General features: G+C 40.3%; 11 protein-coding genes. 8 read left to right on the plus strand and 3 right to left on the minus strand.

Annotated elements, in window-relative coordinates; translation table 11 throughout:
• Nucleotides 1-124 precede the first annotated feature (124 nt).
• Both PSH50_RS08225 and sohB read left to right on the plus strand, forming a co-directional pair.
• The gene (locus PSH50_RS08225) at nt 125-2554 is read left to right on the plus strand and encodes a VolA/Pla-1 family phospholipase (protein WP_054982404.1); all 2430 of its coding nucleotides are present in this window, start codon (nt 125-127) and stop codon (nt 2552-2554) included.
• Between the two features lie 100 nt (nt 2555-2654).
• Nucleotides 2655-3671: a protease SohB gene (sohB, locus tag PSH50_RS08230; RefSeq protein ID WP_029772521.1), complete on the plus strand. Its 1017-nt coding sequence runs from the start codon at nt 2655-2657 to the stop codon at nt 3669-3671.
• Nucleotides 3672-3732: 61 nt separating this feature from the next.
• On the opposite strand, the gene PSH50_RS08235 is transcribed toward sohB, so the two are convergent.
• Nucleotides 3733-5064, minus strand: a complete 1332-nt coding sequence (locus PSH50_RS08235; protein ID WP_004587790.1) for a dicarboxylate/amino acid:cation symporter — start codon at nt 5062-5064, stop codon at nt 3733-3735.
• A gap of 188 nt (nt 5065-5252) precedes the next feature.
• Between PSH50_RS08235 and PSH50_RS08240 the strand changes: the two genes are divergently transcribed.
• A complete protein-coding gene (locus tag PSH50_RS08240) occupies nt 5253-8558 on the plus strand; it encodes an Ig-like domain-containing protein (RefSeq protein ID WP_273586538.1) in 3306 nt (1101 codons plus the stop codon).
• A 249-nt stretch (nt 8559-8807) separates the two neighbouring features.
• Nucleotides 8808-11504 (plus strand): type I DNA topoisomerase, encoded by a 2697-nt coding sequence (gene topA / locus PSH50_RS08245; protein WP_273586539.1) that lies wholly within the window; start codon nt 8808-8810, stop codon nt 11502-11504.
• A 119-nt stretch (nt 11505-11623) separates the two neighbouring features.
• Here topA and PSH50_RS08250 read toward each other — a convergent pair whose 3' ends face one another.
• Nucleotides 11624-11866 carry a hypothetical protein gene (locus PSH50_RS08250; RefSeq protein WP_004587793.1) on the minus strand — a complete coding sequence of 81 codons (243 nt, stop codon included), beginning with the start codon at nt 11864-11866 and terminating at the stop codon, nt 11624-11626.
• A gap of 235 nt (nt 11867-12101) precedes the next feature.
• On the opposite strand from PSH50_RS08250, the gene PSH50_RS08255 reads away from it, so the two are divergent.
• Entirely contained in the window at nt 12102-12653 is a 552-nt protein-coding gene (locus tag PSH50_RS08255; RefSeq protein WP_273586540.1) for a TIGR00645 family protein, read from the plus strand.
• Nucleotides 12654-12744: 91 nt separating this feature from the next.
• Here the strand turns inward: PSH50_RS08255 and PSH50_RS08260 are convergent, their stop codons facing one another.
• Nucleotides 12745-14370 (minus strand): alpha-glucosidase family protein, encoded by a 1626-nt coding sequence (locus PSH50_RS08260; protein WP_273586541.1) that lies wholly within the window; start codon nt 14368-14370, stop codon nt 12745-12747.
• Between the two features lie 653 nt (nt 14371-15023).
• Between PSH50_RS08260 and PSH50_RS08265 the strand changes: the two genes are divergently transcribed.
• The 3 genes from PSH50_RS08265 to PSH50_RS08275 all read left to right on the plus strand — a co-directional run bounded on the left by PSH50_RS08265 (nt 15024) and on the right by PSH50_RS08275 (nt 21290).
• Nucleotides 15024-17825 (plus strand): TonB-dependent receptor, encoded by a 2802-nt coding sequence (locus PSH50_RS08265; protein WP_273586542.1) that lies wholly within the window; start codon nt 15024-15026, stop codon nt 17823-17825.
• 115 nt (nt 17826-17940) lie between these two features.
• A complete protein-coding gene (locus tag PSH50_RS08270) occupies nt 17941-19434 on the plus strand; it encodes a tryptophan halogenase family protein (protein ID WP_273586543.1) in 1494 nt (497 codons plus the stop codon).
• Nucleotides 19434-21290, plus strand: coding sequence for a glycoside hydrolase family 13 protein (locus PSH50_RS08275; RefSeq protein ID WP_273609514.1), 1857 nt, complete (start codon nt 19434-19436; stop codon nt 21288-21290). Before PSH50_RS08270 ends, PSH50_RS08275 begins: the two co-directional genes overlap by 1 nt.
• The last annotated feature ends 63 nt before the right edge of the window (nt 21291-21353 follow it).

Genomic DNA, 21353 nt, shown 5'->3' on the forward strand with positions numbered 1-21353 from the left:
GTTTAACTGGTCTAATGTCTCATTAATAAACTGATTACATTGTTTTAACTTTACTACACTGATTAAACACACTTACTTTGAACGAACACACTATAAAAATAAAGATATGTGCGGAGCCAACAATATGAAAAAAATGCTACTCTCACTCTCGGTTACAGCTGCGTTAGCAGGTTGTGGCGGCGGAGAAACATTAGAAGATGTTAAAAACGATACTGCAACCATAATACCTAATGCCACGGTGACCTTTGACCCTGCGAATGGGGTTTTATCTGTCCCTAACGATTTATTAATGAGCGGCACTCAAGACGGCACAATTAATATTCCAGGTGAATTAGACGATGATAACGTCTCTGTGCCTCGCACTGCTTATGCAGATCCGCAATTAGCGCTAGGTGCGTTAGATGGCTGGTCATCGCAAGTGCCTTACAAAATTGATTTAACTTTCCCTACAGGTGTATCGCTTGATGAAACCTCTGCAGCGTCGCCTGGTACAGTAAGAATTTTTGAAGTGGTTATGGGCGCAAGCTTAACTGATGCAGAATGTGCTGTTGTTACAGCTGGTTCAGCGTGTAAATTGGTAGGTGAATTAACCTACGGCGTAGACTTTATTTCTCAAGCCTCTGGCGATGCAGTTGCTATTATCCCATTAAAACCTTTTACACCAGGAAGTTCATACATAAATGTATTAACCACTGGATTAAAAGACTCTCAAGGGCGTTCTATTCAGCCTTCTTCTACTTACGCTTCTGTAAGTGAAGAAGCGCCATTGATTACTGATGCTCAGCTTGGTCTTCAAGCGGCAGTAAATAGCTATGAGAATGTGGTTGTAAGCTCAGGTGATATTACAAAAGATGATATTATATTTTCTGCTGCTATGACCATTCAATCAGCAGGTCCTGTGCTTGGCACAATTAAAAACTTACTGGCAGCTAGCTTACAAAATGATGCATTACCAACACCAATGGTAAGTGTACCTGAACAAGCAATGGTAAATGTGCAGCAAGTATTTGCAGCTGCGGGTGTTAGCGTATCGGATGCGTTCTCTGGTGTGCAATATTTAAAAGGTAGCGTTATGTTACCTATGTATTTAGGCACCCCAACAGGCACTGAAATAAGCGATTTAAATGATACATATTGGCAAGGTATGTGTGACAACGCGGTAGCTGTTTTAGGTTACAAAGCTGCAGCAGGCGAGGCTTTCCCTGCAGAGCCAATTAGCGATAATGATGGGCTTTGTGCTGCGTTAAGTGACGGACAGTTGCGTGATTTAGGTTTAGACACTACGCGCCATTTAACTAAGTATAACTCAATTCCTAAAGTGCAAAGCATGGCGAATGTGCCAGTGCAAATAACCAAACCTATTTTACCGGTTATTAATTTTATTCGTGATTCACAAGGTCTTGATCCAATTGAAATGCCAGAAACTGGCTGGCCAGTTGTTATTATGCAACACGGTATAACAACCGACAAAGAAAGCATGTTGGCATTAACTGCACAACTTTCAATTCAAGGTTTTGCCACAGCGGCGATTGACCATCCTCGCCATGGTGAGCGTGGTGTAGATGTTGATGCCGATGGGACAGATGACTTTAATGCGACGACGGGCTCAGTACTAAGTTACATGAACTTAAACTCGTTGTTAGTGGCTCGTGATAGCTTGCGTCAATCATCAGCAGATTTATTAGGCTTACGCTTAGGTTTAAACTTTATTAATGATGCGACAATTAACGCACAAGATGTAACCTATGTAGGGCATTCTTTAGGCTCTATTGTTGCACCTGCATTTATAGCTCAGGCTAATACTCCGCTTGCAGATACAGTTGACCCATTATTTAAGGTAAACACGGTAGCACTTGCCAGTGGCGGTGGCGGTATAGCAAGCTTTTTACTTGAATCGGCTGCGTTTGGGCCATTTATTCAAGGCTCTGTATTATCGCAAGCTGGTACAGCAGAGTCGCAAGAGTTTAACGAGTTTTTACAAGCAGATGCTATTTCAAACTGTGGTACATTATTACCAGATATGGAAGCGTTTTTAACTTGTGGCTATCAGGCGTATGTAACCTCACTTACTACGGCAGGGGAAACTACAAAACTTGCTAACATTCAAGCGGTAATGACCGAGTTTGCTTTTGCAGCGCAAACCGCACTTGATAGCGGAGACCCAACAAATTACGCAGCAGCGGTAAATGCATTAGGTACCCCTGTATACACTAATGTAGTTGTAGGCGATGGCGCAGATAACAAACCAGACCAAGTTATTCCGCCAGCGGCAGCAAATAACCCTATATCGGGCACAATTCCGTTAGCAACATTAATGGGGCTTGAAACAGTAAGCACTTCACAAGCACTAAGTGAAACCCCAGCGAGTTATTTGGTGAAATTTACAAAAGGGCACCATGGCTCAATTTTAACGCCAGCACAAGACGATGCCCAAGCGGCAACTGTTGAGGGCAGTGCAGCAGCAAACGCTGAAATGCAGCTCCAAGTAGCTACTTATTTAGCTGCACGCGGGCGTATGTTATTAGTCAGTAACCCAGAGGTTGTGACTGATTAATCAGCAAAAACCTTATTAACCTTGAAAAGCCACTGTTTAGTGGCTTTTTTTTGTTATAAAGCATGATAAATTAGCTTAAATTTATAAATGGAGAGACCAGTTGGAATTTTTATACGAATACGGTTTGTTTTTTGCTAAAACGGTTACCTTTGTTATTGCTATTGCAATTATTTTAACCCTTATTGTGGGTTCAGCAGTAAAACCTAAAGCTAAAAAGGGAGCCATAGAAATAGACGATTTGTCTGAGCAACTAGATGACTTAAAACACAGCTTTTTAGAAAATACTTTAACTAAAAAAGAGTTAAAGGCGCATCATAAAGCGCAAAAAGTCGAGTCTAAAAAAGCGGCAAATGATGAGCCGAAGCCACGCCTATATGTTATTGATTTTATAGGTAGTATGGACGCTCATGAAGTTGAAAGCCTACGCGAAGAAGTGACCGCAATTATTGCCATTGCTAATCCTGAGAAAGATAAAGTATTAGTTCGCTTAGAAAGTGGGGGCGGCGTGGTGCATGGCTATGGTTTAGCTGCATCGCAATTACAGCGTTTTAAAACTGCAGGTATTAAGCTTTCGGTTTCTATTGATAAAGTAGCAGCGAGTGGCGGTTACATGATGGCCTGTGTGGCCGATGAAATATTAGCGGCTCCTTTTGCTATAGTTGGCTCTATTGGTGTAATTGCACAAATACCTAACTTTAATAAAATTTTAAAGAAAAACGATGTAGAGTTTGAGCAAATTACAGCAGGCGAATTTAAACGTACGTTAACCTTGTTCGGCGAAAATACAGATAAAGCCCGCGAAAAGTTTCGTGATGAAATAGAGCAAACACATGGTTTATTTAAAGAGTTTGTAAGCAGCCAACGGCCAACACTTAATATTGATAATGTGGCAACGGGTGAGCATTGGTTTGCAACACAAGCAATTGAAAAGGGCTTAGTTGATGTAATTAAAACCAGTGATGATGCGTTATTAGAGCAACAAGCTGAGCGTCAAATATACAAAGTAAAATACAAAATTAAGAAAGGGTTAAGTGATAAGTTAGCAATTGGGCTAAGTAGCTCTGTAAATAAAGCAGGCGTTAATTTAATGTCGCGTTTTAAAGCAATGAACCCATAAAACGTTATTAAAGGTAATAAAAACCCTTGCATAGCAAGGGTTTTTTTATGGGCTTAAATAATTACTCAGTAGATTTGTGGTAATCTTCTAAGTCTTTAGCTGCGTTCGGGTCGTTAAATATTGTTTCATCTAATTGACCTTCTGATTTAGCAACCACACAAGTTACCATACAGTCACCCGTTATATTAACGGCTGTGCGCGTCATATCGAGTAATCTGTCAACACCAATAATAATTGCAATCCCTTCTACTGGTAAACCTACTTGGTTAAGTACCATTGCAAGCATGATTAAACCCACACCAGGCACACCCGCAGTGCCTACCGAGGCTAGCGTTGCGGTTAGAATAACCATTAAGTAATCAGAAATCGTTAAATCAACAGCAAACACTTGTGCAATAAATACTGTTGCCACGCCCTGCATAATGGCTGTGCCATCCATGTTAATGGTAGCGCCTAGCGGAATAGTAAAAGAGGCAACCGAGTTATTAGCGCCGAGTTTTTTGGTCGCAGTTTCAAGTGTAATAGGCATAGTCGCGCTTGAGCTTGAAGTGCTAAAACCAAATAAACACGCATGTTTCATTTTAGCTAAAAAGGTAAGCGGGTTAAGGCCTGTTAATACTTTTAAAATAATACTGTAATTAATAAACGCGTGAATTAATAACGCCGCCACTACTACAAGGAAGTACTTAGCTAGGCTGAGTATTAATCCCATTTCGATAGTGGTAAAAAGTTTAGCCATTAAAAAGAACACACCGTAAGGTGCAATGTTCATAAGTAGCGTTACTAGTTTTAAAATAACCGTGTTTAAATCTTCAAATACTGCGGCTACACGTTTACCTGCTTTGCCACTTAGCGCCATTGATACACCAAATAAAAGCGCAAACACAATAACTTGCAGCATGTTCCCTTTAGCCATCGCTTCGAATGGGTTAGTAGGGAACATATCGATAATCACTCGCGCTAAGGTAGGGGCTTCTTTAGCATTAAAGCTTGCATCTGATGGCAGTGCAATGCCTTGACCTGGATTAAATAATAACGCCAGTGAAATAGCTACGGTAATTGCCACGGCAGTTGTAACTAAATATAAGCCAATCGATTTACCACCTAAACGGCCTAATTTTTTAGGATCGCTTAAGCTACACGTACCACATACAAGTGATACAAATACCAGCGGCACAACCAACATTTTTAAGCTGGCAATAAAAATTTGTCCGCCAACATGGAAAAGGCCATCTACAAAAAAAGCTTTAATTGGCAAAGAGAATAACCCAAGAGGAATTAGATAATCGTCTTCACCAGCTAATATAGCCTGAAATAAAAAGCCTACTGCAATACCTAGTGCCATGCCAATCATGATACGGGTAGTTAAACTCATTGAACGTATTTTAGACATATTCCCTAATCTATTTTTTCAAATTTGCCATAGACTACCAGTAAGGAAATATTTACTACAGAAAAAAATACCCTTTGCGGAATTATTTACATAAAAAAGTGACAAAAAACTGTGATATTAGACTAAGTTATAGGTTAATATTAGGTAAACAACTATTAGTAAATAATAACAACGCTAGGGAGAGGTCCATGCCTTTAACGCGACTACTCAGCATTACACTATTTAGCATTTTGCTTTGCGCTTGTGGTGGTGGTGGAACAATCGAAAAAGACGGCACCATCGGAGATGATGACGATTCTACTACAGAAACATCCACTTACACGGTAACTTTAAAAGGTTACTTACAATCTAGTGACACTGAGTCAAACACGGTCACAGCGGCTGCTCCTTTAGAGCTTAGAGCTACTTTAGAAGATGAAGATGGCGATGCAGTGTCAGGTGAGCGTATTACTTTTACCCTTGCTGACTCAATTGGTGAACTAAACCCTACAGCAGGTACAGCGTTAACCCAATCAGATGGTATAGCGATACTGGAACTTACCGCGGGTGAAAATGCAGGAGCTGGTGAAGTAACAGCAACCTATACAGTAGATGGCGAAAGTTACACCGATACGTTTGCATTTGAGTCGGATGGCGCACAATCAACAGATCCACAATTGAGTGTAACGCTTGTTGATTCATCTGGGGCTACGACTCGAAGTGTTGATTATTTAAACCCTGTTACCGCGCAGGTTGAACTATTAATTGATAATGAACCCGCTGCTTACCAATTAATTGAGTTTGTACTTACTGGTTTAGGGAGTATAAATCCTACAAATGGTACAGCTTTAACAAACGATCAAGGCATTGCTACAATTAGCTTGCTTGCAGGGACTGAAGCTGGGGCTGGCTCTATTGTGGCCACCTACACCGATAACGAAAATACTGTTTATAGCTCTGAAGGTTTTACATTTACAACTGAAGGGGATGCGCCCATTCAAGGTGAATCATTAGACTTTTCTATCGGTTTAAGTCTTACCTCTTCAACGACGTTATCAGAAATTAGCACAATCAGCGCCGCAGATAGCGCAGTTGTTAAAGCAACTATTCTTGACGGAGATGGCGTTGAAGTTGAAGGGGCAGTTGTAAACTTCTCATCAACTTTAGGTAATTTAATCCCAAGTATTGGTACTGCACTAACGAATGAGAGTGGTGTTGCATCAATTAACTTAACTTCGGGTACTGTAGAAGGTGCAGGCGTTATAACAGCCCAGTACGAAGGTGTTGAGCAAACGCTGGGTTTTTATACAAAAGGTGATGCTGTAAATCCAGACCAAAGTACTGCAGATATTAGTTTTTCAATCCTAGAAAATTGTCCAGCAGACTTTAAATCTCAAAGAGATGCAAGCCAGTGTGATCTAGTAACTAGTATCTCAGGTGATTCAACGGCGATTCTTTATATCGAAGTGACTAACGAGAATTCGACAACTCCTCTTACGCAGACCCTAGTAACAGCGAGTACAACAATTGGCTCAATTACACCTTCAACTGGCACGGCTATTACCGATGCAAATGGTATCGCACTTTTAGATATAGTTCCTGGTCAAGATGTAGGCGCCGGTGAAATTACTGTGTCAGTGCTCGATAGCGATTTAACTAAGGCATTTCAAATTGCTGCTGTAGATGTTGAAATTGCTATTAGCAGCTCGGTTGCAGACGATGAACTATTAGCTGCAGGTGCAACAGCACTTATCTCAATTGAAATCTCAAAAGACGGTGAGCTATATACCACACCACTTACTGTTGAATTTTCATCTGGTTGTGTTGGCTCTGGCCAAGCACTTATAGACGAAACAGTAACCAGCATTGGCGGCTTTGCACGCTCTACATACCGTCCGCTTACTTGTGTGGGTGGCGACATAATTACGGCTACCGTGATCACCGGTGGCGATACGGTTTCTGCTAGTACTACTATAAATGTATCACCTGCCAATATTGGCTTTTTACAATTTGTAGAAGTGACTGAGCCAGTAATTGCATTAAAAGGTACGGGTGGTGCTGACAGAACTGAAATCTCTGAAGTAACATTTAAACTTGTGGATTCAAATGGCAATGATTTAGCTTCAAGAACGGTTAACTTTGAGCTGTCAACGGCAGTCGGTGGTATAACGTTAGGCACAGCCAGTGCAATTACTAATGCCAGCGGTGAAGTGACTACCTCAGTTCAATCGGGCTCAACTGCTACGCCTGTGCGTGTTATCGCTTCTAGCGAAGAAGACGTAGATGGCGATACGGTTATTGTAACCGCCCCTTCAGATATTCTTGTAATTAGTACAGGTATTGCTGATCAAAATAGCTTTTCGCTATCGCGTTCTATATTTAACCCTCATGCGTTAAATGTTGATGGTAATACCGTATCGGTTAATGCTCGCCTAGCTGATCACTTTAACAACCCTGTGCCAGATGGAACAGCTGTTAGCTTTATCACAGAAGGGGGCGTAATAGAGCCAAGTTGTACAACAACCAATGGTACGTGTAGCGTAACGTGGACCAGCAGTAACCCACGCCCGTTTACTGACTCTATGTATGAAAATACCATTACGCAAAAGTGTGATGGTGGCTTACCATGCCCATTAGGAATTTTAAATAATGACTTAACGGTAGATTTACCGTTAGGTGGGCGCGCGACTGTACATGCTTATGCAATTGGTGAAGAAACGTTCTCTGATTTAAATGGCAACGGCTACTTTGACAGTGAAGATTTTTTTGATGATTTATTTGATATCCCAGAAGCCTTTATCGATAACAATGAAGATGGCACCTATGGCGGTAAAGACTGTAATGATGGTACCGACCCCTGTTCACGCGATAACTCAACCGGTGATGAGTTTGAAGAATTTGTCGATTTTGATGGCAATGGTACATGGACCACAGAAAACGGCCTATACAACGGCTTACTGTGTCGTGAAGAAGACGAAGCAGCAGGTATTTGTAGTCGTCAAATGGTTAATGTATTTCAAAACCAAGAAATCGTAATGTCGGGTGATACTGCATTCTTTAGGCTAGTTACATACGCGGATGATTGTTCTGCTATCGCGGGTGCAACCGCTTCAGAGGTACGTGTAAACAGCGACCCTGCAAGTCCACTTGTTCGCCGTGTGCAAAACGATCCCACTAGCGCAATAATGTGTCAGGTTGATGCAATAGATTTAACACAAACTGCATCAGGCACTGCTAGCCTAGGGCTTATGGTATTTATAGCAGATATATATAACAACCCAATGCCTGCTGAAACAACCATTTCTATTGACACAGACAACGGTATTTTAACAGGTAGTGATAATTACACTTACCCTAATACAACAAGTATTGTGCCAGTTGGTTTATCGTTTGGTATTACGCGTGAAGACTTAGATGGAGGAAATGAGCAGTTTAGTGGTATTTTAACCATTACTGCCGAAGCGCCTTCTGGGTTAGAAAGTACGCTTTCTGTTAGCGTAACCGACGATTTATAATCGGTAGAATGTAAAAAATGCCAACCTTAAGGTTGGCTTTTTTATTTGTGTTCTATATATTCCACAGCAATTATTTTAAAAACACCGGTTTGTATAATTTAACAACAAAAATTGTTTGTTTATTCAGTAAATACTGAAAAGTTTGTATTAAAAGCTTGTAACAATAGGTGTTTGTAGATATACCTATAAATATTCGCGCCGTTTATGTCGGCAAAACACATTTAAATATTTGGTTAGAAATAGGCAACTATGGGCAAATCGCTAGTAATTGTAGAGTCACCTGCTAAGGCTAAAACAATTAATAAATACTTAGGTAAAGACTTCATCGTAAAGTCCAGTATTGGACATGTGCGTGATTTACCTACTTCAGGTTCGAACAAAGCTAAAGTACCGGCGACTAAAACGCCAGCTGAAGTTCGTAAAATGGAGCCTGAAGAAAAGGCAGCGTATAAACAGCAACGAGATTACACTAACTTAGTTGCACGTATGGGTATTGATCCTGAAAAAGGGTGGGAGCCACATTACGAAATTTTGCCAGGTAAAGAGAAAGTAGTTCAAGAGTTAAAAAAGCTGGCCGAAAATGCAGACCAAGTTTATCTCGCAACGGATTTGGATAGAGAAGGGGAAGCAATTGCTTGGCACCTTCAAGAAATTATTGGTGGTGAGCCTGAAAAATATAAACGCGTTGTATTTAACGAAATTACAAAAAATGCGATTCAACAAGCGTTTGAAACACCTGGTGAACTAAATACCGACATGGTATATGCACAACAAACACGCCGCTTCTTAGACCGTGTAGTTGGCTTTATGGTATCGCCATTATTATGGGCTAAAGTAGCGCGCGGGCTTTCTGCTGGGCGTGTGCAATCGGTTGCGGTACGTTTATTAGTAGAGCGCGAACGTGAAATCAAAGCGTTTATTCCAGAAGAGTTTTGGGATATACACGCCGATGTTAAAAATACTGAGTCACAATTACGCTTAGAAGTCACCAAACAAGCAGACAAGCCATTTAAGCCGGTAAATGAGGCTCAGGCTACAGCCGCAGTTAAGAGCCTTGAGACAGCCGAATATAAAGTAATAAGTGTTGAAGAAAAACCAAGCAAAAGCCGCCCAAGTGCGCCTTTTATTACTTCAACCATGCAACAAGCCGCCAGTACACGTTTAGGCTATGGCGTTAAAAAAACAATGATGCTTGCACAACGCCTCTACGAAGGCGGTTACATTACTTATATGCGTACCGATTCAACTAATCTGTCAAAAGATGCAGTTGAAATGTGTCGTGATTATGTAACCCAAGAGTTTGGCGCAAAGTACTTACCTAAAGACCCAATTAGCTACAGCTCTAAAGGCAACGCGCAAGAAGCGCACGAAGCGATCCGTCCCTCAAGTGTCACTGTACTTTCTGGGCATGTTGAAGGTGTTGATGCCGATGCCAAAAAACTGTACGAATTAATTTGGCGTCAGTTTGTTGCCTGTCAAATGGTACCTGCAGAGTACGACTTAACAACGCTTACTGTGGCCGCTGATGAGTTTCAACTAAAAGCAAAAGGGCGAGTACTTCGCTTTGATGGTTGGACAAAAGTGCAACCTGCGGTACGTAAAAAGAATGAAGAAGATCAATCGCTGCCAGCAGTAAAAGAAGGTGAAGTACTTAGTTTAATTGAGGTTGACCCTAAGCAGCATTTTACTAAACCGCCAGCGCGCTTTAGTGAAGCAAGTTTAGTAAAAGAGCTTGAAAAACGTGGTATTGGTCGTCCATCTACGTACGCATCAATTATTTCAACAATTCAAGACCGTGGTTATGTACGGGTAGAAAACCGTCGTTTTTTCGCTGAAAAAATGGGCGAAATTGTTACCGACCGTTTGGTTGAAAACTTCACTGATTTAATGAACTTTGACTTTACAGCAAAAATGGAAGGTCGTTTAGATGATATCGCCGAAGGCGAGCGTGTATGGACCCAAGTGCTTGATAAGTTTTATGCTGATTTTTCTACGCAATTAAACATAGCCAAAGATGAGCCAGAGCAAGGCGGAATGCGCCTTAATCAAATGGTCGAAACCGACATTGACTGCCCTACGTGTGGCAGAAAAATGGGTATTCGCACGGCATCTACAGGGGTGTTTTTAGGGTGTACAGGTTATAACTTACCGCCTAAAGAGCGTTGTACAACCACTATGAACCTAGTATCAGGGGATGAAGCGGTTGCGGCAGATGTTGAAGACATTGAAACTGAAACATTAATGCAAATGAAGCGCTGTCCAATCTGTGAAACGGCTATGGACTCTTACCTAATAGACGAAACCCGTAAATTACATGTTTGTGGTAATAACCCTGCATGTGAAGGGTATATCGTTGAGCAAGGTACCTTTAAAATTAAAGGATACGATGGGCCTATTATCGAATGTGATAAATGTGGCTCAGACATGGAGCTTAAATCGGGCCGTTTTGGTAAGTATTTTGGCTGTAACAACGAAGAGTGTAAAAATACGCGTAAGTTACTTAAAAACGGCGAAGCTGCGCCACCAAAAGAAGATCCTGTGCACATACCTGAACTTGAATGTGAAAAGTCAGAAGCTTATTTTGTTTTACGTGACGGGGCTGCAGGTATTTTCTTGGCGGCTAACACCTTCCCTAAATCACGCGAGACGCGCGCGCCTAAAGTGGCTGAGCTAAAGCGTTTTAGAGAGCGTATTTCACCTAAGTTTTATTACTTAGCTGATGCGCCAGAAAAAGATCCTGATGGTAATTTAGCCGTAGTACGTTATAGCCGTAAAAATAAAGCGCAATACGTGATGACTGAAGTTGACGGAAAAGCCACAGGCTGGACTGCTCACTACGAAGCGGGTAAATGGGTAGAAGAAGCGAAGAAAAAAGCAGCGCCTAAAAAGAAAGCGGCTGCAAAAAAATCGCCTGCTAAACCTAAAGCAAAAAAAGAAGCTGAATAAACCTTAAAATTTATTTAGCCTAAGACAAATAAAAACCGGAATGCACAGCTTGTGTCATTCCGGTTTTTTTATGATTATATGCGTCGCAATGGCTTTATTAGCCGCATATTTCTTATTATTTAGATTTGTACAGTAGATACTTTTTTGTAGCCTTCAGACTCTAATTCATCATTAACGCATTGAAGAACATAGCCAAATAGATCATCGTTACTTACATCATCATCTTTAGCCCAATTTACACACATATCTGTGTATTCTTTAATTGTTTGTGCAGAAGCTACTGGTGCATCGTCTGCGATTGCAACCGTTGCAGATACAGCAAAAAGTGGTGCAACTATTAATGCTAGCAATGCTTTATTCATTTGTTGATTCCTAAATAAATGGTTTTACGATTTAAATACATTTTAAAGCTGTATTTAAATAGTGCCCAATGCAGAACAACTCTGTTGGTGTAGTGATTTTTAATCGAAATTAAAATAAAAGATAACGAAAAATTTTTATCGTCAAGATGAGTAAATTACGCTTAAATAATTATATAAGTAATTGTGTTGTAATAAATTATAAGCTAAGGTCGCTTTTTTATAAAAAGATAAGTTAATGACAGAACACCAAGCAAAACCAACCAGTACGCCTCGTAAAATACACAAAGTAGAGCAGGGCTTAGAGTCGTTTATATTTAAAGGGCGCTGGTTATTAGCCCCGTTTTTTGTAGGCCTACTATTTGCTGTAATATTGCTATTAATAAAGTTTTTTAAGCAACTTTATTTAATGGGCATTGCCACTTTTAGTGCAACAAACCAAGAGTTATTGGTGGGTATACTTACCCTCGTTGATACCGCTTTACTGGCTGGTTTATTACTTATTATTATTTTTAGTGGTTATGAGAACTTTGTTTCAAAGCTTAATATTGAGGGCCACGAAGATAGGCCGTCATGGATGGGAAAAGTTGGTTTCTCTGGCTTAAAAATGAAGCTTATTAGCGCAATTGTTGCCATATCTGCGGTTGAGCTTTTAAAGGTATTTATTAATTCTAATATTCATTCAAGTGATGAGCTATTTTGGAAAGTGATTATCCATATCACCTTTGTAAGCTCTGGCGTATTATTTGCGCTCACTGATTATTTAAATAGTAAAACACAATCACATTAGAAAGGTTAAGTTAATGGTTTGGTGGCCGGTATTTCGTCTTAATACCGGCTATATCAGCCCCACTATTTGAGCATCATACGTCAGGGCATTCTTATTTTACAAAAGCAAAGTAACAGCCAAAACCTTTCATGTTTAGCTTATTACCATCTAAAGTAGCATTACAATGAGATAGTGAGTCATGCGCCTCAGTCACTGTTTTAGTCAACTCAAATGTTTGATTGCTACCAGCTAAGTTAAACACACATAACATAGTTTGCTCGTTTAGCGTTCTGTAAAAAGCGAGGATAGGCTCAGCAGTATCAATAAACTTAATATCGCCTGCTAATAACACAGTATGCTGTTTACGCCATGCCATAAACTCACGGTAGGCATTAAGTATAGAGTTTGCATCTTTATCTTGTACAGACACAGCCTGCTGCGTATGCGCGCTATCAACTGGTAACCAGGGTTTAGCAGCACTAAATCCTGCGTTTTGTGTGTTGTTACCTTCCCATGGCATTGGCGTTCTACAGCCGTCGCGACCTTTAAAGTTTGGCCAAAAGGTAATGCCGTATGGGTCTTGTAGGTCTTCAAATGCTACAGAGGCTTCACCTAGCCCCAGCTCTTCACCTTGGTACATACATACGCTACCACGCAAAGAAGCTAATAAAGCTGTAAGCATTTTGCATTGTGCTGGGTTTATTTCACCATTTTGGCTCCAGCGGCTCGCAACACGCTCTACATCATGGTTGCTAAACGCCCAGCACGGCCAACCTTCAGTCATGCGTTGCTCTAGAGTCTGTACGGTTTCTCTTATGTATTCACTTGAATAATCATCAGTGAGTAGCTCAAAACTATAGCCCATATGCAGCTTATCACCGCCTTGGGTATATTCTGCCATTGTTGCCAATGAATCTTCCGATGAAATTTCACCAAGTGATACAGTACCCGGGTATTTATTAAGTAGTGCACGTATGTCTTGCATAAACTCAATGTTTTCTGGCTGGGTGTTATTATAATAATGGTACTGAAACGCGTATGGGTTATCTTCACTAAAGCCACGGCCTTGGCGTTTATCTTTAGGCTTTGCAGGATTGTCACGTAATTGTGTATCGTGGTAGCAAAAGTTAATAGCGTCTAATCTAAAACCATCTACACCTTTTTTAAGCCAAAACTCTACATTTTCTAAAACAGCTTTTCTTACATCTGGGTTATGAAAGTTTAAATCAGGCTGTTCGGTTAAAAAGTTATGTAAATAGTATTGACCGCGACGAGGCTCCCATTGCCAAGCACCGCCACCAAAAATAGATAACCAGTTATTAGGCGCTGTGCCATCTTCTTTAGCATCTGCCCATACGTACCAGTCAGCTTTATCATTGCTTTGGTTTTCGCGGCTATCTAAAAACCATTGATGTTGGTCTGATGTATGGCTTAACACTTGGTCAATAATAATTTTAATGTCGCGTTTATGTGCTTGATCTATTAACTCATCAAAGTCGTTTAGATCACCAAATATGGGGTCTATATCGCGATAGTCACTTATGTCGTAGCCAAAATCTTTCATTGGAGATTTGAAAAAAGGAGAAATCCAAATAGCGTCAACGCCTAAGCTTTTAATGTAATCAATGCGATTAATTATCCCTTTAAGATCACCAATACCATCGTTATTGCTGTCTTGAAAGCTTCGCGGGTAAACCTGATAAATAACCGCACCTTTATACCACTGCTGTTGGGCCATGCTTTTCTCCGTCGTTCCACACAGTATTTATATTGTTATTAGTTTGATTGAAACAATCACTAAATTTTCAAAAAGCATACGTGAAGGGTGCTGCTCTGTAAAAAGTCTGCATACGTATGCAGCTAATTTACTTACATAAAAGCGGTTTTAGCTAAGCGGAAAGTTACCCATAAAAACCGCTGCAGCACTTTTACCAATCGTGTTTATTTATGTGTAACTAAAACAACTGGCTATTTTGGTGCTTATTTTTAAAGGGCTGCACAGCTTTGGTGATTCCACTCTTTGGTCAGACCAATTTAACCTGGTAATCTTTACAAAAGATATGCGTGTAAATTTATAAAAAACCTTTAATTAACGCTATTTACAAACAATGACACAGGAATTTCAGTTAAATAATTGATGTATTTTTATAATGATAATAAATCACTAAGTTGCACCAAAATAAAACTTTTTAAAACAGTAGGTTAAAGTTTTATTTGTGAACTCATTGTTAACTTTTAGCGTTTTGCATAGTACTGAATACGTATGCATAAAGTTGTTAATAAAATAATTCGAGCGTTAATATTGATGCTGACAACAAAATTAGCTCGCCTGTTTGACTATCACTCAAATAAAGAAGCGGGTATCACAATATGGGTAACGGGAAAAACATCATGTCTATGTTCAAACCAAGTATATTAACTTTGGCATTAGCAACTGCAGGTTTAGCAAGCTTTACCTCTGTAGCAGCGCAAGAAGATACAGTTAAAAATGATGACGTTGAGGTTATCGAAGTAAAAGGCTTTCGTGGCAGTGTTGTTGAATCTATCAACACAAAACGCTTTTCTACACAGGTTGTAGAATCTATCTCTGCAGAAGATATAGGTAAACTACCTGACTCATCAATTGCTGAGTCTATTGCACGCTTACCTGGTTTAACAGCGCAGCGTTTAGATGGTCGCGCAAGCAGAGTATCAATTCGTGGTTTTGGTGAAAACGAAAGTGGTACTACATTTAACGGCCGTGAACAGGTATCTATTGGTGATAACCGCGGCGTAGAGTTTGACCTTTACCCATCAGAAATTATGAGCGGCGTTACGGTATATAAAACACCAAACGCAAGTATCGAAGCAGAAGGTATTGCCGGTGTTATTAACATGCAAACCGTGCGTCCTTTAAGTAAAGGCGAGCGTGTATTTCAAGTTAATGGCCAATACGAGCAAACTAGCTTTGATAAACTAAACCCAGACGGTAACGACGATGGTTACCGCGGTACTATTTCATACATCGATCAGTTTGCTGATGACACCATAGGTGTTGCATTTGCCTTAACTTCAATGAGCTCACCAAACCAAGAAAAACGTTGGAACGCTTGGGGCTACCCCGAAAGAGAAGTAGGTGGCCAAACATATTCAATTTTAGGTGGTGCAAAACCATTTGTACGTTCATCGACACTTGAACGTGATTCAGCCATGCTCGTACTAGAAGCTGCACCGACTGACAAACTAAATATGACGTTTGATGCATTATATGTAGATTTTACAGATGAAAAAATCTTACGTGGTATCGAAATTCCATTTGCATGGGGGCAAGGTGCACGGGACGAAGACTCATTCGTAATAGATCAGGAATCTGGTTTTATTACGAGTGCCGTTACCGAAGGTCAACGAGTTGTTGTTCGTAATGACTACGAAGAGCGTGAAGCAGAATTAACCGCGTTTGGTTTTAATACTAAATACGATATTGACGATTCATGGTCAGTTGAATTTGATGCAAGTTACTCGCATGTAGATCGTAAAGTGTGGAGCCTTGAAAGTTACTCAGGTACAGGGCGCGGTGATTCACGTGGTGTTGCAGATAATTTAGGTTACACCTTTAATGGTAGTAATACAGGTGCTACGTTTACTCATGACTTAGATTATAGTGATTACAGCCTTATTCAATTAGGTGGTCCATTATCGTGGGGCGCAAGTAAGGCCTTAAATAATCAATATGGTTTAATTGATGCTGATGGAAATGACATTTCCGGTTATAAAGATCAGGCACAGGATGGATTCATAAATGCACCAACGATTGAAGATGAGCTGTCTACGTTAAAGCTAGCTGCATCAAAAGTATTAGAAAACGAATACTTCAGCTCAATTGAATTTGGTATGTCTTATAAAGAGCGTGAAAAAACAAAAGATTCGCAAGGTTTCTTTATGACGTTATCTGGCTTTTCGCTTGATAATCCTGGCATGCTAGCTGTGCCAGAGCAATATCGCATGGGTAGCGTTGATCTAGGCTTTATTGGCATGGGTGACATGATTGCTTACGATGTTAATGGGTTAGTAAATGACGGTTACTACAGCTTGTTAGATGAAAGCTTAACGAATACGAGCCATTTAACAAAATCCTGGACGGTAAAAGAAGAAATTACCTCAGTATTTGCACAGGCTAATATTAATGCCGAAGTAAGCGGCTTAGCACTTACAGGTAATGTTGGTGTACGTTATGTTCATACCGACCAGTCATCGCAGGGTAATGCATTTAACACTGTTGATGATATTGTGGTGGCATCACCTACCAATATTAGCCACGATTACTCACACGTATTACCAAGCTTAAACTTATCACTTGCGATTGATGAGCAACAAACAGTTCGCTTTGGTGCGGCTAAAACAATCTCTCGTGCACGTTTAGACGAAATGAATGCATCTATTGACGCATCTTACAATACTACACAGGATGAAAATGGTAACTACTGGTCTGTATCCGGTGGTAATCCTAATTTAGAGCCAAAAGAAGCAACTGGTTACGACTTAACGTACGAAAACTACTTTAGTGATGAAGGTTACTTCTCTGCTGCATTTTTCTATAAAGACTTAACGCAGTGGATTTTTGACGGCACATACGAAATTGATATGTCGGGTGTTGCAGATCCATCAACAGGTGAAATTCCTGCAACATCAGAGGGCACAGGTAGTGGTAAAGTAAATGGCGGCGGCGGTGACCTATACGGTTACGAGCTATCTCTAGCGTTACCATTTAAAATTTTCCACCCGTCACTTGAAGGCTTTGGTTTAATTGCAAGCCATACCGGTATTGAATCAGACATTGAAGATCAAAACGGTAATGAGTACGAGTTACCGGGTCTGTCTGACAAAATTCAGAGCTTAACGGTTTACTACGAAATGAATGGTATTCAACTGCGTACCAGCATGCGTAAACGTAGTGCCTTTAAAGGTGATGTATACGGGCTAGGTTTTGATACCGAGCAAGTGGATATCTTAGGCGAAACAATTTGGGATGTTCAAGCTGGTTACGACTTTAGTGAGGCCGGTGTTGAAAGCCTTGAAGGGTTATCAATTCAGTTCCAAGTTCAAAACTTAACAGAAGAGCCGTTTACATCGCTTTCTGGCGATAACGCGCTACAAGTTCGTGACTACCAAGATTACGGTCGTACTTACTTGTTAGGCTTTAGCTACAAGCTATAATAAAGGTTGTGTGTAGGAGCCCTTGTAATTTGTTTTACAAGGGCTTTTTTATAGCTACTTTATCTAAATTTTATCAAACTTAACAAAGCTTTAAACTGTAAACGTGGACAATAATATGAAACCAATAAAACACGTCGTAATCGCAGGCGGGGGCACGGCAGGGTGGATAACAGCCGCCTTGCTTAATAAAGTGTTAGGTAAAGTAATTAAAATAACCCTTATTGAGTCAAGTACTATTGGCACTATAGGCGTGGGTGAAGCAACAATTCCGCCTATTATTCAACTTAACAATGCACTGGGTATAAACGAGCAAGATTTTATAAACGCTACCAATGCATCTATAAAACTAGGAATTGAATTCGAAAATTGGAAAACCCCCTCTCATAGCTACATGCATGCTTTTGGCTCATTTGGAAAAGACTTCCCCTTTTGCGATTTTTACAATTTTTGGGTAAAAGAACATATTAGCGGTGCAGAAGAAAGCTTATGGGACTTTTCTCTTAACTACCAAGCGGCTAAACAGCATAAATTTGCACCCTTAAATACCCTACCTAATACACAATTGCCTGGCTTGAGTTATGCGTATCACTTTGACGCAACGTTATATGCTGAGTTTTTAAAAAAGCTCGCAACATCACGCGGTGTTGAGCATATTGATGCCAAAATAGAGCAGGTTGAACAATGCCCTCTATCAGGGAATATAAAATCATTAACCCTTGGTAACACACAGCAGATAAATGGCGACCTTTTTATAGACGCTACAGGCCAGCGCGCCTTACTCATAGAGCAAACCCTTAACACAGGTTTTGTCGATTGGTCTCATTATTTACCGTGTGATAGCGCCGTAGCGGTGCAGTCTCAAGGTACTAGCGAGCTAAAACCTTATACGCGTTCAATTGCACACAGCGCAGGCTGGCAGTGGCAAATACCGCTGCAAAGCCGAATAGGTAATGGCTTGGTGTACTGTAGTCGTTATTTATCTGACGATGCGGCAACGCAGTTATTATTAAATAATTTACCCGCTGAGCCAATGACTGAGCCGCGGGTGATTAAATTTAAAACAGGACGGCGGTTAAAGCAATGGCATAAAAATGTGGTATCGGTTGGCCTTGCCAGTGGCTTTTTAGAGCCGTTAGAGTCTACCAGCATTCATTTAATACAAAGTGCCGTAACCCGTTTAATAAAGCTGTTTCCACACAATGGCATAGGCGAAGCTTTAGTTACTGAATTTAATAAGCAAAGCGTGATAGAAATAGAGCACATTCGTGATTTTATAATATTGCATTACACACTAACAGCGCGAGAAGACTCCCCATTTTGGCGACAATGTAAGCAAATGGACATTCCTGACTCATTGGCCCATAAGCTCAAATTATTTAAGCAAACCGGCAAAGTAGTGCGAGAAAACGACGAATTATTTGCCGAAGTTGCCTGGCAACAGGTATTTATTGGCCAAGGTCTTATCCCCGAAGATTACAACAGCATTGTTGACTCACTCAGTAGTGCACAACTAAACGATTTATTCTCAACACTAAAAACGCTTATTACCTCAACGGTAGATCAATTACCCACTCATAAAGATTTTTTAGCAAAAATTAAAAAGGCCTGATGATGCAACTTTTAAAAAAACTTTTACTTGTAAGTGCCTGTACTTTACCAACCATTAGCTACGCACTTGACGTTGAGCCAGCTAATTGGTGGGTTGGCATGAACAAAAACACGATTACCATCATGGTTCATGAGCAAAACATTGCAAACGAGCAAATTAAATTAGCTAAATACAACGGCGTTAAGTTAAATAAAGTAACCCGTACCGACAATCCAAATTATGTATTTTTAAATATTACCATTACCGACGCCGCTAAAGCCGGAACGCTTGAATTTAATAGCAGCGAAACGAGCAATAACTTTGTGTTTCCACTTCTTAAACGAGATAAAAACAGCGCTCAGCGTCAAGGGTTTACATCAGCTGATACGCTTTATTTAATTAACCCTGATCGCTTTGCTAATGGTGATAAACAAAACGATACCGTCCCAAGCATGTTAGAAGCGGCAAACCCGAGTATAAAAGGTGGGCGCCACGGTGGTGATATTCAAGGCGTTATAAACGCGCTACCCTATTTAAACGATTTAGGCGTAACACAGCTATGGCTAACGCCTGTGCTTGAAAACAACATGCCTAATTATTCTTATCATGGTTATGCAATTACAGACTTTTATAAGGTTGACCCACGAATGGGCTCAAACCAGCTTTACAAAACGTTATCAGTAAAAGCCAAAGAGCAGGGTATAGGGCTGGTAATGGATATGGTCCTTAACCATTTTGGCTCTGAGCATACTTGGGTTAACGATAAGCCAACTAAAGATTGGATTAACTTTAATGGTGAGTTTAATAAAGGCAAAAATGCCACTAGCCATGCGCGCCAAACCATACAAGACCCACACGCCAGTGAATACGACAAGCGCCAGTTTAACGATGGCTGGTTTGTAGAAACCATGCCTGATTTAAATCAGCGCCAACCACTGTTAAGTGAATATTTAATTCAAAATACGATTTGGTGGATAGAGTACGCCGATTTAAGCGGCATACGTGTTGATACCTACTCATATTCAGATAAAGCATTTTTGAGTGATTGGACAAAAGCCATAATGCAAGAGTACCCAGATTTTAATATTGTTGGAGAAGAGTGGACGTCTAACCCTGCTATTGCCTCTTACTGGCAACGTGGCAAGCATAACCAAGATGGCTATACATCAAGCTTACCAAGCGTGATGGACTTTTCGTTGCAAGAGTCGGTAATTCAAGCGCTAAATGAAGATGAAAGCTGGAACACGGGTTGGGTTAAAGTATATGAATCGTTAGCTAATGACTTTTTATACCCTGATACAAATAACATTATGGTATTTGCCGATAACCACGATATGAGCCGTGTTTACACTGAGCTTGGCCAAGATGTAGCCAAAACAAAAATGGCGATGACCTTGTTTTTAACTACACGTGGCATAGCGCAAATGTATTACGGTACGGAAGTACTATTAGATAACACCCCAAGTAAAGACCATGGTGATATTAGAATCGACTTCCCGGGTGGATTTGAAGGTCAAACACGTAATGCCTTTACCAAAGAGGGCTTAACAAAGCAGCAAAAAGAGATGCATAACACCATCAGTACGCTGCTTAACTTTAGAAAAAACAGCTCAGCATTAGATAAAGGAAAGCTTGTACACTTTACGCCTCAACAAGGGGTTTATAGTTATGCGCGTATTAGTGACGAGCAAACTGTGTTGGTATTTATGAATAAAAACACACAAGCGCTACAAAAAAATATTGAGTATATGCAAGAGGTGATGCCTAACAGCACAACAGCATTTAATTTATTTACTCAAAAAACACAAAAGCTTGGCAAAACCATTGAATTACCAGCGATGAGCGCAACGGTACTCGTTATAAATACGCCACAATAGTGACCTGAATACGTATGCAGCAACTGTATGGTTGCTGCAGTAATCTTTAGTATAAAGTTAATA

Source organism: Pseudoalteromonas sp. Angola-7 (assembly GCF_028599255.1).
GTDB classification, from domain to species: domain Bacteria; phylum Pseudomonadota; class Gammaproteobacteria; order Enterobacterales; family Alteromonadaceae; genus Pseudoalteromonas; species Pseudoalteromonas atlantica.